Below are 13,062 nucleotides of genomic sequence, written 5' to 3'. Positions count from 1 at the left end.
GCCATGCCCTCCAGCCTCGCCCACCCCGTCGACAGCGAACTGATCATCAAGAAGAGCCGCTTCATCGGCAGGGTCGAGCCCTGCGCGGACCGGGCGCTGGCGCTGGCGAAGGTCGCAGAACTTCGTGAACGGCACCCGGGTGCCGTTCACGTCTGCTGGGCCCTGCTGGCCGGTGGCCAGAGCGCCGCCCATGACGACGGCGAACCCGGCGGCACTGCCGGGCGGCCGATGCTGGAGGTGCTGCGCCACCAGGACCTGGACGCCGTGCTGGCCACCGTGGTGCGCTACTGGGGCGGCGTCAAGCTGGGCGCCGGCGGCTTGGTGCGGGCCTATACCGATGCGGTTGCGCAGGCCCTGCTGAAGGCCGACAAGGTGCCGCTGCTCAAGCTGAAAACGCTGCGCTGCACCCTGCCCTATGCGATGGAAGGCCTGCTGCGCCGCGAGCTCGAGGCCGCCGGCGCGCAGCTGCTGGAGATGCGCCATGGCAGCCAGGTGGAGCTGCAGTTCAGCCTGGCCGAAGACGCGGCGGCGGCGCTGGTCGCGCGGCTGGGTGAATCGGGCCAGGGCCGCATCGGCTGGCTGGCGCCCGAGGGCGAGGCCCCGGCCACCTAGAATACTGGCTCCTCCTTTAGCGCGAGAAGTCTGATCGTGTCCGCAACCATCCTGCAAAAGATCCCCGCCGGCGACCGCGTCGGTATCGCCTTCTCCGGAGGCCTGGACACCAGCGCCGCCGTGCACTGGATGCGCGGCAAGGGCGCCGTGCCCTGCGCCTACACGGCCAATCTGGGCCAGCCCGACGAGAGCGACTACGACGAGATCCCGCGCAAGGCCCTGGCCTACGGTGCCGAAATCGCCCGCCTGATCGACTGCCGCGCGCAGCTGGTGGCCGAGGGCATTGCCGCGATCCAGTGCGGCGCCTTCCATATCAAGAGCGGCGGCGCCACCTACTTCAACACCACCCCGCTGGGCCGTGCCGTGACCGGCACCGCACTGGTGGTGGCGATGCGCGACGACGGCGTCAACATCTGGGGCGATGGCTCGACCTACAAGGGCAATGATATCGAGCGCTTCTACCGCTACGGCCTGCTGGCCAACCCGGCGCTGAAGATCTACAAGCCCTGGCTGGACCAGAGCTTCATCGACGAGTTGGGCGGCCGCAAGGAGATGAGCGAGTACCTGATCGCCCACGGCTTCGACTACAAGATGAGCGTCGAGAAGGCCTACAGCACGGACAGCAACATGCTGGGCGCCACCCATGAGGCCAAGGACCTGGAGTTCCTGAACGCCGGCATGAACATCGTCAAGCCCATCATGGGCGTGGCCTTCTGGCGCGAGGACGTGGTCGTCAAGGCCGAGACCGTGACCGTGCGCTTCGAGGAAGGCGTGCCCGTCGCGCTGAACGGCCGCACCTTCGCCAACGCGGTGGAGCTGTTCGCCGAGGCCAACGTGATCGGCGGCCGCCACGGCCTGGGCATGTGCGACCAGATCGAGAACCGCATCATCGAAGCGAAAAGCCGCGGCATCTACGAAGCCCCCGGCATGGCCTTGCTGCACATCGCCTACGAGCGCCTGGTGACCGGCATCCACAACGAGGACACCATCGAGCAGTACCGCATGAACGGCATGAAGCTGGGCCGCCTGCTGTACCAGGGCCGCTGGTTCGACCCGCAATGCCTGATGCTGCGCGAAACCGCCCAGCGCTGGGTGGCCCGCGCCATCACCGGCGAGGTGACCTTGGAGCTGCGCCGCGGCAACGACTACAGCATCATGGACACCGTCAGCCCCAACCTGACCTATGCGCCCGAGCGCCTGTCGATGGAAAAGGTCGAAGACGCCGCCTTCACCCCGGCCGACCGCATCGGCCAGCTGACCATGCGCAATCTGGACATCATCGACACCCGCCAGAAGCTGGGCATCTACAGCGCCACCGGGCTGCTGGGCAGCCAGAGCGAAGGCAGCGTGAAGCTGCTGACGGGGGGCGGGAAGGACTGAATTTCAGTTCGCACCCTGCAATGAACGACGGCCGCCTGTGGGCGGCCGTTTGCGTCTGAGATCCAGGCGAGCCCTAGGCCTGGCGTGCGTGGCGGCATACTGAGCGCAACCCAAGCAGCATGTACGCCCACCGTTGCGCCCACAGACCATGCATCATCACACCCTCCTTGCGCGCCTTGGCGCGACGATGGCCTTGCTGCTATTCGCCACCAGCCACTCCCTCGCCGCCCCAGCCAACAAATGCGTGATTGACGGCCAGGTCAGCTACCAGCAAGGACCTTGTCCCACAGGCCAGGTGCGCAGGCCGCCGACGGTGGAGGAACTCAATGCCCAAGAGAAGCAGCGCCGCGCTGCTGCTGCAACGAAGACAAGCACGCCGCTTGCCACGACCACCAGCGCACCCGCGTCGCCAGCCGCCCTCACCGGCTTCCGATGCGATGGTAGGCAGCATTGCTCGCAGATGAAGTCCTGCGCCGAGGCCAAGTACTTTCTGGCCCATTGCCCTGGGGTGAAGATGGATGGCGACAGGGACGGCATGCCCTGCGAGCTCGATGTATGCCGTTGAGCAAGCTAAGGGTCGGGCCTGCCATTTCCCAGAATGCCTAGGCTCTTGCAACTGGGTGACCTGCAGCTGATCACTACTGCACCGCCCCCTACCGCCCCACCGGCCCCCAACTTGAATCCCAGCGCGCAGACCAGCCTAGTGGGATGCTTTCGGGCGCCAGCGGTCAATGACCTTGATCAGCCACTTGGAAATTGCCCGGTGATCTTGCAGGGAGGCATGCCAATGACAGCCCTGGACATCGAGGGCCGCCATGTCAATGCCGAAGTAGTCGACTCGTGAATATCCCGCCAGCTTGTGACGGGCCATGACTTCGCGCACGCTGTCCCGCAGGCGAGGATCGGCCGTTTCAGGAACGCCGAGCACGAACAATGCATGGCTTCCGTATTGGCTTCTGAGTGCACTCAGGAAGTCAACATAGGCCTCTTCGAACTTCGGCGCCAGCGTCCCCATATTCCATCGCTTGCTGTCATCGATGGATGCAAAGTCGGGCCCCCCGAGCGTCACCACCACCACGCTCGGATTCCAGTGTTCGGGCTTGACCCACACACTCAGGGGATCGTGGAGGATGGTTCTGCCGGCATAGGTCCGGTAGTCGGTGCCCGGGAACCCGTCTGCATAGTTCCTCACCAGGCCAAGACCGGCGTAGGCATTGAGGTGGAGCTCGGCGTCATAGTGTTTGGCGGTCAAGCCGGCAAAGGACAAGGCGCTGTTGGTAGAGGCTGAAACCTCCGCATCGGTGCAGTCTCTTTTGATCGATTCGTTGCCATAGCCGAGCGTCAGGGAGTCGCCAATAAAGACCATCTGCTCCGCACGAGGTCCTGGAGCAGGCAGCAGCTTGTCGCCAGGTCGAACTTCGAAGCCGAAAAAGCGTCCGCTGGCATGGGCCGACTCATTTCGCTTGAACACCTTGATGCGATGCTCGCCGCCGCCGAGGCCTTGCACCCAGACGGTCCGGTTGCCAGGCTCAGAGATCACTTCCTTGTGCTGGCCGTCGATTTCAATATTGAAATGACTGCCGCTGTCGGCAAACTTGAGGCCGATCGCTGACCCGGCGAAGCGCCCTTCAAAATAGATGCCCGGCCAGCTGTACTCGACCGCATCGCGATGCTGCCTGACACGGCCCACCACATGAATGGACGCATGGTCGAATGGTGCGGCATCTCCTCGGTCGGCTTCGGGTTTTCTTGCAAGGCTGCCGTTGCCGCAGGCGCTGAGGAGCACACAGAGGAGCGCGCCAGACAACAGCGCCTGAAGAGGCCGGCCAGGGCCGGCGAGTGGCCACTGCTTCATTGCTTGCACTCGCTAGGCCTCGGTGTTGACAGGAAACTCATGGGCAGGCTTGAAGGACTGGCAGCTGGCTGAGGTTTGGATCTGCAGACCAGACCGGGTTTTCGCATTTTCCGGGAAGAGGGTCAGGCCTCCCATTTCACAAGAAACTTCGGTGTGATGGAGCGCCAGCACCAGGCCAGGTTGTCGCCGCATCCTCGCTCAAGACCTGACCCCGACTCTTCGATGCAACAACCCCAAAGGGTGATTCCTTGCCATGCCGCAGGTGGCCATACTGTCCGTCGCGAGGGTCACACCTTGAGGAGGACGAGCATGACGGGTTTGCTGAATCGCTTGTTCGGGCACCGGCCCGCCGAAGAACCGCTGGCGCCGCTGCTCGATCCGACGCTGGGCCTGCTGCGTTGGGACGAGGACGCCGAGGGCTGGGTGGGCGAGATCGCGCGGCCCGAGGCCGGCAGCGCGGCACGCCTGCATCTCGGCGCCGGCTCGGCCGGGACCTACCCGGCCGAAGCGATGCTCGATCTGCTGCGACCGCCATACCGGGAGTTCTGGCAGCTGACGCCGCTCGCCCAGGACTATCTGTGCAAGAACATGGACATCGATGACTGGCTGGCCGACCCGCAGGCCTTCCGGGTCCAGGGCCTGGAGTCCTACGGCCACCATCTGGCCGAGGGCGTCTACACCATCACCTTCACGAACGGTGACAGCGAGGCCGTTTGGAAGGTGCACTTCCAGGCCGGGCAGCCGGTCGGCTGCGGCATCGACGACTGAGGGCCTGCATGCACCCGCCGACCGCCACGTCCGAGGAACTGCTCGCGCGGGCGCGCGGCGGTGATGCCGGCGCGTTCGACGCGCTGATCGCGCCGCACCGGCGGCGCCTCCACACCCATTGCTACCGCATGCTGGGATCGCCCCATGATGCGGACGATGCGCTGCAGGACGCCCTGCTGGCGGCCTGGCGCGGGCTGGCCTCGTTCGAGGGCCGCAGCGCGCTGGCCACCTGGCTGTACCAGATCGCCACCCACGCCTGTCTGCGCCTGCTCGCGCAGCAGCGCCGGCGCCGTCTCACCTCGCCCGATTACGGCCGGCCGTTCGAGACCACCGCCGAACTGGGCGAGATGGTGCTCGGGCCGGTCTGGCTGGAGCCGCTGCTGGATGAAGAGCAAGAGGGGGCGGATCAGGCCGACCCGGTCCTGCGGCTGCAGCGGCGCGAGCAGGTCGCGCTCGCCTTCGTCGCCGCGCTGCAGCACCTGCCCGCCACCCAGCGCGCCGTGCTGCTGCTGCGCGAGGTGCTGGAGTATTCGGCGGCCGAGACGGCCGCGATGCTGGGCGGCAGCGTCGCCGCGGTGAACAGCGCGCTGCAGCGGGCGCAGAAGTCGCTGCGGCAGCGGCTGCCGGCGGTGTCTCAGGCGGCCGAGCAGCAGGCGCTAGGCACAGCGGATCTGAATCGCCTGCTCGCGGCCTTCGTGCAGGCCTGGGAGGCCCGACATGTGGACGGGCTGGTGGCCTTGCTGACCGACGATGTGCGCTTCACGATGCCGCCGCTGCCGGCCTGGTTCGAGGGCCGGCACTTCGTGCAGCGCTTTCTGGCCGAGCGGGTGTTCGAGACGCCGTGGCGCTTGCTGCCGCTGCGCGCCAACGGCCAGCCGGGCTACGCCTGCTATATGAAATCGGCCGGCGACTCCCACTTCCGCCTCGGCGGGATCCTGCTGTTGCATCTGCGCGGCGGCCTCATCGCGGGCCTGCACAGCTTTCTAGACCCGGCGCTGCAGCGGCGCTTCGGCCTGGCCGCCGAACTTTTTGTCGAGCAGGAGCGATGAGTTCGGCCGAGGGTTTGTCTCTCAAGAGCTGACACGCCCCGAATCCCTCGGGGCCGTGGCTCAAGCAAACCTCCCTGGAGAAGGAAAGAAACCTCATGGCCAAGCTCATCATCAGCACCCTCTGCTCCCTCGACGGCTACTGCGCCGGGCCCGGCGGCGTCCTCGACGCCCTGCCTATGGATGCGGCCTTCGATACCCACAACCTCGAACTGATGCGCCATGCCGGCACACTGCTGTTCGGCGCGACCACCTTCGCGCTGTTCCGCGACTTCTGGCCGCAGCAGAACCCACAGGACCCCGAGCTCTCGCCGGCGGTGCGCGAGATCGCCCGCCTGATCGCGCCGATGGGCAAGCTGGTCGTCAGCGACGGGCTGGCGCCGGAGGATTCCGGGCCCTGGCCGGAGACGGAGATCGTGCGGCGCGCCCAGGCGCATGCGCGCATCCAGGCCCTGAAAGCCAGCGCCGCGCAAGATTTGCTGATCTACGGCAGCCCGCTGCTGGCCAGCGATCTGCTGGCCCGGGGTCTGGTCGACGAGCTGAACCTGCTGATCGGCCCGGCGCTGCTGGGCGAAGGGCTGCCGGCCTTGCGCACGGGCCTGCCGGCACCGCTGCGCCTGCTCGATGCGCGCCGGCTCGACGGCTCGGACACCCTGCGCCTGCGCTACGCCTGCTAGGCAGCGCGGCGCGGTCTGAGCCTGCTGCCACAACGCTGTCCGTAGCCCCATGCACACTGCGGTTCCCGATTTAGCAGGCATCCGACCATGAGCCAGCCCAGCGCCGCCGACTTCGATTTCATCATCGGCCGCTGGGCCGTTCGCCATCGCCGCCTGAGAGAGCGCCTGGCGGGCTGCAGCGAGTGGCAGGAATTCAGCGGCAGCTCGAGCACGCGGAAAATCCTCGGCGGCTTCGGCAATATCGAGGACAACCTGCTGGCCCTGCCGGAGGGCGAGTACCGGGCTGCGGCCTTGCGCTCCTTCGATCCGGCCAGCGGGCAATGGTCGATCTGGTGGCTGGACGCCCGCCGACCGCAGGGGCTGGATGTGCCTGTGGTCGGCCGCTTCGCCGAGGGCGTCGGCAGCTTCTTCGCCGACGACGCACTGGACGGTCGGCCGATCCGGGTGCGCTTCCTCTGGTCGGTGCCGGCCTCGGGGCTGCCGCGCTGGGAGCAGGCCTTCTCGGCCGATGCCGGCCAGACCTGGGAAACCAACTGGACCATGGACTTCAGCCCCGCCCCCACCGACACTGCCTGAGATGAGCACCGCCGCCCCGCAGTTCTTCCCCGATGCGCTGGCCTGGCGCGCCTGGCTGGAAGCCCATGCCGAGACCGCCACCGAGCTGCTGGTGGGCTTTCGCAAGGTCGGCACGGGCGTGGCCGGCCTGCGCTGGCCCGAGTCGGTCGACGAGGCGCTGTGCTTCGGCTGGATCGACGGGGTGCGCAAGCGCATCGACGACGCGCACTACCAGATCCGCTTCACGCCGCGCCGGCCCGGCTCGATCTGGAGCCAGGTCAATATCGACAAGGTCGCACGGCTGCAGGCCGAGGGCCGCATGAGGCCGGCCGGGCTGGCGGCCTTTGCGCTGCGCAGCGCCGAGCGCTCGGCCATCTATTCGCACGAGCAGGCCGAGACCGCCGAGCTGCGGCCCGCCGAGCTGCGCGAGTTTCGTCGCGCCGCCGCAGCCTGGGACTTCTTCGAGGGCAAAACGCCGCCGAGCTACCGCAAGCGGCTGCTGCACTGGGTCTGCAGCGCCAAGAAGGACCCAACCCGCGCGGCCCGCCTCGCCAAGTTGATCGCGGCCTGCGAGCGCGGCGAACAGCTGGGCTGGTGAGCCGGCGAGGAAAGCTCGCTGCCGGCCCGCTCAGGCCAGCCCGGCCTTGTCCAGCCCGAAGGCCTTGTCCTGCGAGCCGGGCACATTGCGGAAGGCCACATTGGCGCGGTTCCAGCCGTTGATGGCCATCACGCGGAAGGTCAGGTCGCTGAGTTCCTTCTCGCTGAACTGCTCGCGCACCTCGGTATAGACCACGTCGGACACGCCCTCGGGGGCCAACTGGGTCAGGGCCTCGGTCCAGGCCAGCGCGGCGCGCTCGCGCGGGCTGAACAGCGCCGACTCGCGCCAGATCGCCACATGGTGCAGGCGCAGCTCGCGCTCGCCGTGGATCTTGGCCTGCTTGATATGCATGTCCAGGCAGAAGGCACAGCCGTTGAGCTGGGAGGCGCGAATGTCCACCAGATAGGACAGGCCCTCCTCGATCACGCCGTCCTTGGCGATGGCCATGCTGAAGTCGAGGAACTTCTTGAACAGTGCGGGGGATTGCTGCATGTAGTTGATGCGTGGGCTCATGATCGTCTTTCCTTGCGTGGTTGAGAATGGATCAATTGGTGATCACACCCTCAAGACGACGCGACCAGGGCGCTTGTGACATCGCGCGCCGAAATGGCCCTCAGCGCGTCCGGCAGCACAAGATGGCGCAGCTTGTCGGGGTTGAGCTGCACATAGACCTCGCACACCCGACCACCGGCCTGCGGCACCAGCGCCACGCTCTGGATCGGGCGGCCCTGGGCATCGAACAGCACATAGCCCGGCAGACCGTTGACGGGCGCCAGCTGCAGTCGCATCTGGCCCAGATCCACCAGCTGGGCAAAGCCCACCAGGGCCTTGGCGATGCGCGCACCGCCCTGCAGCGGAGAGGGCACGGCCTGGACCTTGCCGCCACCATCGGCCAGCAGCACCGCGTCCTCGCTCAGCACCCGGGCCAGCGCCTGCACATCACCGCTGGCCAGCGCGCCCAGAAAGGCCTGCAGCAGGCGCTGGCGCTCCGACTCGGCCAGCGTCACCCGCGCATGGCCGGCCTTCACATGGGCGCGTGCCCGCAGCGAGAGCTGGCGGCTGGCCGCGACGCTGCGCGACAGGTGCTCGGCCACCCGCTCGATCTCCATCCCGAACACGTCGTGCAGCACAAAGGCGGCACGCTCCAGCGGCGTCAGCCGCTCCAGCGCCAGCAAAAAGGCCAGCGACAGCTCCTGGGCATACTCGGCCTGGCTCTGCGGGTCGGGCTGCCAGTCCTGCAGCGAGTCCACCAGCGGCTCGGGCAGCCAGGTTCCGACATAAAGCTCGCGCCGCAGCGCCGCGCTGCGCAGCCGGTCCAGGCAGAGATTGGTGACCAGGCGCGACAAGAAGGCGCCGGCGTGCCGGATCTGGCCCTCATCGACCTCGGCCCACCGCAGCCAGGCCTCCTGGACGATGTCCTCGGCCTCGGCGCGCGAGCCCAGCATGCGGTAGGCCAGCGCGCGCAGCGAGCGCGCCTGCTCGCGGTCGAAGCGCCAGGCCCGCGCGGCCGCGCTGCGGTCCGGCGTGCCGCCGTCCTCGGAGTCGGCCGGCTGCCCTGGGGTACTCATCGTGTCCTCGCCTCCTCTTGCTGCGCCGCATTGTCGGCCCCGACGCGCAGGCGCTGGCAGCTGTGGCCATGGCCCAGCGCGTACTTCAGTGTCGGGAAGCAGCGTGCCACGCTCAGCACCAGCGCGACCTCGGCCACGACGCCCGGGCCGTGGCGCTCGGCCAGGCGCTGCGCATGCCGGTCCAGCTCCGGCCCGCGGGCCAGCGCGGCCTCGGCATAGCACCAGGCCAGGCCCATGTCCTCGGGCATCGCAGCCACCTCGCCGGCGATCAGCGCACGCAAGGCCGCAGCCGGTACACCGGCCTCCAGCGCCAGGTCCAGCACCAGCTGGGCACAGGGGCCGCAATCCTCGCGTCGGGTGGCGGCAAACTTGGCGGCCACCAGCATCGCCGGGCTCAGCGTCGGCGCGCCACCGGCCATGCCGAACAGCCGAGCCAGCTGCCAGAAGGCGCGCGGGCTGGCGTCATACAGCAGCCGGGCATAGCCCATGTCGTAGTGGTAGCGGCGCTCGAAGGCGGCGATGCGCCGCATCAGCAGCGGGCGCAGCAGCGCGGCAAGCAGCCCGCCACGGCGCAGCGGCAGGACCAGGGGATCACTTATCGAAGGCATGCAGGCGGCTCCTTTTCGGGTTGACACCCTCAAGACGAGGCCGCGCTGCGGAATTCGACAAGCGCGCCCTCAGCCCCCGGATGCCTGCCGCTGCAACGCCGCCACCACGCCCCGCAGCTTGTCCGGATTGCGCTGGATATAGATCGCACCGATGCGGCCCGGCTCGGTGGCCGAGGGTGCCAGCGCCACCGTCTGCACCAGCCGGCCGCTGGCGCCGTCGATGATCAGGCAGCCCGGCAGGCCGTTGATGCGCGCCGGCTGAAGGCGCCAGTCGCGGCTGCCGGGCAGCCGGGCAAAGCCGATGAAGGTCTTGGCGATCAGGGCGGCACCGTGCAGCGGATAAGGCACGGCATTGACCTTGCCGCCACCATCGGACAGCAGCACCGCATCCTCGGTCAGCACCCGGGCCAGCGCCTCGACATCGAAGCTGCGCAGCGCCTCGCTGAAAGCGCCGAACAGGCGATCGCGCTCCTCCTGCTCGACCTCGCGGCGTGCGTAGTCGGCACTCACATGCTTGCGCGCCCGGCTGGCCAGCTGGCGGCAGGCGGCCGGGCTGCGCTCCAGGCGCCGGGCGATCTCGTCGAAATCGAGATCAAAGACCTCGTGCAGCAAAAAGGCCGCGCGCTCCAGCGGCGACAGCCGCTCCAGGGTCAGCATGAAGGCCACCGACACATCCTGGGCGAACTCGGCCTGGCTCTCGGGGCTGGGCGACCAGCCGGCCTCCTCATCCAGCAGCGGCTCGGGCAGCCAGACGCCGACATAGCGCTCGCGCCGCGCGGCGGCCGAACCCAGCTTGTCCAGGCACAGATTGGTGACCAGGCGTGACAGATAGGCGCCGGCATGCTGAACCGCGCTTTCGTCCACCTCGGCCCAGCGCAGCCAGGCCTCCTGCACGATGTCCTCGGCCTCGGCCCGCGAGCCGAGCATGCGGTAGGCCAAGGCACGCAAGCTGCGCGCATGGTCGCGGTCATAGCGCAGCGCGCGTTCGGCCGGCGTCGTCATGCGCGCCGCATCCGGCAAGCGGGGATCGTCGAAGTGGTCTGCATGGCTCTGCCCTGCCTTTGCTATATGGGTGGATGACAAACGCAGGACGATATGGCCTCGCGCTTTGTGACATCGGCGATTGTTGATCGCCACGCGTGGATCGCTTGACACTCCATCCGCCAATAGATGAGCATCGAGGCAGACAAGGGCATCGGCAACGATGCTGGCCGACTTGATGGGCTGTCCTTTGTAGTGGCTTCCGAGCCAGGCCCTTGCCCGCTGGAAACGCTGGAGCGAGCCGGCCAAGACCCGTCACAGGAGAGTCCGATGAGCGATCCCGACACCGCGACGCAAACCCAGATGCGCAATATCGAGGCCAGGACCGGTCACAATCTGGAGAGCTTTCGACAGCTGATCGCCGCCAGCGGGCTGGCCAAGCATGGCGAGAAGCGCAGCATGCTGATGCAGACGCTGGGGCTGGGCTATGGCGATGCCAACACCGTCGTCACCCTGGTCTCGCAAGACCTGGCCCCGGCCGTCGGTGACCCGCTCGACGCGATCTATGCCGGGCCCAAGGCCCATCTGCGGTCCCTGCATGAGAGCTTGATCACCGCCATTGAGGCCTTCGGCAGTTTCGAGATCGCGCCGAAAAAGGCCAATGTCAGCCTGCGCCGCAAAAAGCAGTTCGCCACCCTGGGCCCGGCCACCAAGGACCTGCTGGAACTGGGCCTCAATATCAAGCAGCTGCCGGCGCACGCCAGACTCAAGCCCATGCCGCCGGGCGGCATGTGTCAGTACACCACCCGGCTGGGCCGGCCAGACGAGATCGACGCCGACCTGCTGGGCTGGCTGCGCGCGGCCTTTGACGCCGCCGCCTGAGACCTCGCTCGGCCAGCGGGATGAAACAGCTCAGGAGCGACGCAGCAGCATCGCATCGCCGTAGCTGAAAAAGCGATACCTCTGCGCGATCGCATGCCGGTACAGCGCCATGATGGGCTCATAGCCGGCAAAGGCCGAGACCAGCATCATCAAGGTGCTCTTGGGCAGGTGAAAGTTGGTCACCAGGCGGTCGACGACGCGGAACTCGAAGCCCGGCGTGATGAAGATCTCGGTCTCGCGCGCACCGGCCTGCAGCACGCCGCCCTGGGCCGCCGACTCCAGCGCCCGCAGGGTGGTCGTGCCGACCGCGACGACCTGGCCGCCGGCGGCCTTGCAGCGCGCGATGGCCGCCACCGTCTCGGGCAAAACCTGGAACCATTCGCTGTGCATCTTGTGCTCGGCCAGGTTGTCGACCCGCACCGGCTGGAAGGTGCCGGCGCCCACATGCAGGGTCACATGGGCGGTGGCCACGCCGCGCTCGGCCAGCCGCGCCAGCAGGGCTTCGTCGAAATGCAGGGCCGCCGTCGGCGCGGCCACTGCGCCGGGCTCCTTGGCGAAGACGGTCTGGTAGCGGCGCACATCGTCGGCGCTGTCGCCATGCTCGATATAGGGCGGCAGCGGCACATGGCCGTGGGCATCGAGCAGCGCGAAGGGATCTGCGGGGAAGCGCAGATGAAAGAGCCCGTTGTCCGGGCCGCAGCGGCCCAGCACCTCGGCATCGAAGGCATCGGCAAAGCGCACGACGGCGCCGGGCTTGGGGCTTTTGCTGGCGCGCAGATGGGCCCAGACCTCCAGCGTGCCCGGCAGCACCCGCTCGATCAGGGCCTCGACCGCACCGCCGCTGCTCTTGGCGCCATACAGCCGCGCCTTGATCACCTTGGTGTTGTTGAAGACCAGCAGATCGCCGGGGTTCAGCAACTCGGGCAGCTCGCGGAACACGCGGTCCACCGGGGCGGCCGCACGACCATCGAGCAGGCGCGAGGCGCTGCGCTCGGCGGCGGGGTGCTGGGCGATCAGCTCGGGCGGCAGCTCGAAATCGAAGTCGGCGACCGTGTAGCGGGCGGGAGTGGACATAAGGGGGGTTGAGGGCCGGACAGACCCGTGCCAAACGCTGGGGGCCGGATTGTCACATGGCCGCCCCTCCCCTCGGGCCACCGCCCTACTGGCCCCGGCGACGCCCCAGCAGAAAGCCCACCGCCCCAAGCCCGGCCAGCGCCAGCGCATAGTTCGGCGACTCCTGCTCAGCCCGAGCCTCGGCGGCGGACTGTGCGCCGGCCTTGTTGTTGTCAACGCGGCTCTGCGCCGTGAAAGACTGCGGGGATTCGAGTCCCGTGGTGGACACCAAGGCCGTGTCCCCGGCCGCCGCCCATGCAGCGCCGGCCATCGTGAGGGCCGCCATGACGATCAGTTTCCGAACTGCCAACGCTCGCATAGATACCTCCCGGTAGAACAAACAGATGGTTTCTACCGATAGCGGATTGCATATCTCATGCCAGGCCGGTTACCCCCGGATTCAGGCCCGAAACAGCCAT

16 protein-coding genes are annotated in these 13,062 nt (G+C 67.9%); 9 read left to right on the top strand and 7 right to left on the bottom strand.

From position 1 onward, the window contains the following. Positions 1–3 precede the first annotated feature (3 nt). The 3 genes from O5M90_RS17300 to O5M90_RS17290 all read left to right on the top strand — a co-directional run bounded on the left by O5M90_RS17300 (position 4) and on the right by O5M90_RS17290 (position 2,557). Positions 4–612 (top strand): IMPACT family protein, encoded by a 609-nt coding sequence (locus O5M90_RS17300; RefSeq protein ID WP_269839720.1) that lies wholly within the window; start codon positions 4–6, stop codon positions 610–612. Between the two features lie 36 nt (positions 613–648). Next, a complete protein-coding gene (gene argG, locus O5M90_RS17295; RefSeq protein WP_137944263.1) occupies positions 649–1,992 on the top strand; it encodes an argininosuccinate synthase in 1,344 nt (447 codons plus the stop codon). Between the two features lie 148 nt (positions 1,993–2,140). Then, a complete protein-coding gene (locus tag O5M90_RS17290) occupies positions 2,141–2,557 on the top strand; it encodes an excalibur calcium-binding domain-containing protein (RefSeq protein ID WP_269839718.1) in 417 nt (138 codons plus the stop codon). A gap of 135 nt (positions 2,558–2,692) precedes the next feature. On the opposite strand, the gene O5M90_RS17285 is transcribed toward O5M90_RS17290, so the two are convergent. After that, the gene (locus tag O5M90_RS17285) at positions 2,693–3,847 is read right to left on the bottom strand and encodes a hypothetical protein (RefSeq protein WP_269839717.1); all 1,155 of its coding nucleotides are present in this window, start codon (positions 3,845–3,847) and stop codon (positions 2,693–2,695) included. 309 nt (positions 3,848–4,156) lie between these two features. Between O5M90_RS17285 and O5M90_RS17280 the strand changes: the two genes are divergently transcribed. The 5 genes from O5M90_RS17280 to O5M90_RS17260 all read left to right on the top strand — a co-directional run bounded on the left by O5M90_RS17280 (position 4,157) and on the right by O5M90_RS17260 (position 7,491). After that, positions 4,157–4,615 carry a hypothetical protein gene (locus O5M90_RS17280; protein WP_269839716.1) on the top strand — a complete coding sequence of 153 codons (459 nt, stop codon included), beginning with the start codon at positions 4,157–4,159 and terminating at the stop codon, positions 4,613–4,615. A gap of 8 nt (positions 4,616–4,623) precedes the next feature. Further along, on the top strand, positions 4,624–5,664 hold the full coding sequence (locus O5M90_RS17275; RefSeq protein ID WP_269839715.1) for an RNA polymerase subunit sigma-70: 1,041 nt from the start codon (positions 4,624–4,626) through the stop codon (positions 5,662–5,664). Between the two features lie 95 nt (positions 5,665–5,759). Continuing rightward, positions 5,760–6,338 (top strand): dihydrofolate reductase family protein, encoded by a 579-nt coding sequence (locus O5M90_RS17270; protein WP_269839714.1) that lies wholly within the window; start codon positions 5,760–5,762, stop codon positions 6,336–6,338. Positions 6,339–6,425: 87 nt separating this feature from the next. Beyond that, entirely contained in the window at positions 6,426–6,914 is a 489-nt protein-coding gene (locus O5M90_RS17265; RefSeq protein WP_269839713.1) for a DUF1579 domain-containing protein, read from the top strand. A 1-nt stretch (position 6,915) separates the two neighbouring features. Beyond that, complete coding sequence (locus O5M90_RS17260) at positions 6,916–7,491, top strand: YdeI/OmpD-associated family protein (protein ID WP_269839712.1); 576 nt, start codon at positions 6,916–6,918, stop codon at positions 7,489–7,491. Positions 7,492–7,521: 30 nt separating this feature from the next. Here O5M90_RS17260 and O5M90_RS17255 read toward each other — a convergent pair whose 3' ends face one another. From O5M90_RS17255 to sigJ (O5M90_RS17240), 4 genes are all read right to left on the bottom strand, one after another. Further along, entirely contained in the window at positions 7,522–8,004 is a 483-nt protein-coding gene (locus tag O5M90_RS17255; protein WP_269839711.1) for a carboxymuconolactone decarboxylase family protein, read from the bottom strand. Between the two features lie 50 nt (positions 8,005–8,054). After that, positions 8,055–9,059 carry an RNA polymerase sigma factor SigJ gene (gene sigJ, locus O5M90_RS17250; RefSeq protein ID WP_269839710.1) on the bottom strand — a complete coding sequence of 335 codons (1,005 nt, stop codon included), beginning with the start codon at positions 9,057–9,059 and terminating at the stop codon, positions 8,055–8,057. Next, positions 9,056–9,667 (bottom strand): hypothetical protein, encoded by a 612-nt coding sequence (locus tag O5M90_RS17245; RefSeq protein WP_269839709.1) that lies wholly within the window; start codon positions 9,665–9,667, stop codon positions 9,056–9,058. The genes sigJ (O5M90_RS17250) and O5M90_RS17245 overlap by 4 nt, the downstream gene beginning before the upstream one ends. 69 nt (positions 9,668–9,736) lie before the next feature. Beyond that, complete coding sequence (sigJ, locus tag O5M90_RS17240) at positions 9,737–10,669, bottom strand: RNA polymerase sigma factor SigJ (RefSeq protein WP_269839708.1); 933 nt, start codon at positions 10,667–10,669, stop codon at positions 9,737–9,739. Positions 10,670–10,978: 309 nt separating this feature from the next. Here sigJ (O5M90_RS17240) and O5M90_RS17235 point away from each other — a divergent pair, with 309 nt between their 5' ends. Next, positions 10,979–11,530, top strand: a complete 552-nt coding sequence (locus tag O5M90_RS17235; RefSeq protein WP_269839707.1) for a DUF5655 domain-containing protein — start codon at positions 10,979–10,981, stop codon at positions 11,528–11,530. Positions 11,531–11,560: 30 nt separating this feature from the next. On the opposite strand, the gene queA is transcribed toward O5M90_RS17235, so the two are convergent. Together queA and O5M90_RS17225 are read right to left on the bottom strand one after the other, a co-directional pair. Then, positions 11,561–12,604, bottom strand: coding sequence for a tRNA preQ1(34) S-adenosylmethionine ribosyltransferase-isomerase QueA (gene queA, locus O5M90_RS17230; RefSeq protein WP_269839706.1), 1,044 nt, complete (start codon positions 12,602–12,604; stop codon positions 11,561–11,563). A gap of 85 nt (positions 12,605–12,689) precedes the next feature. Then, on the bottom strand, positions 12,690–12,929 hold the full coding sequence (locus O5M90_RS17225; RefSeq protein ID WP_137944273.1) for a hypothetical protein: 240 nt from the start codon (positions 12,927–12,929) through the stop codon (positions 12,690–12,692). Positions 12,930–13,062: the final 133 nt, after the last annotated feature.

The organism is Paucibacter sp. M5-1 (assembly GCF_027498415.2).
In the GTDB taxonomy this organism is placed as follows: domain Bacteria; phylum Pseudomonadota; class Gammaproteobacteria; order Burkholderiales; family Burkholderiaceae_C; genus Roseateles_E.
The sequence above is the reverse complement of the archived record's forward strand: the minus strand, read 5'-3'. Positions and strand labels throughout refer to the sequence as shown.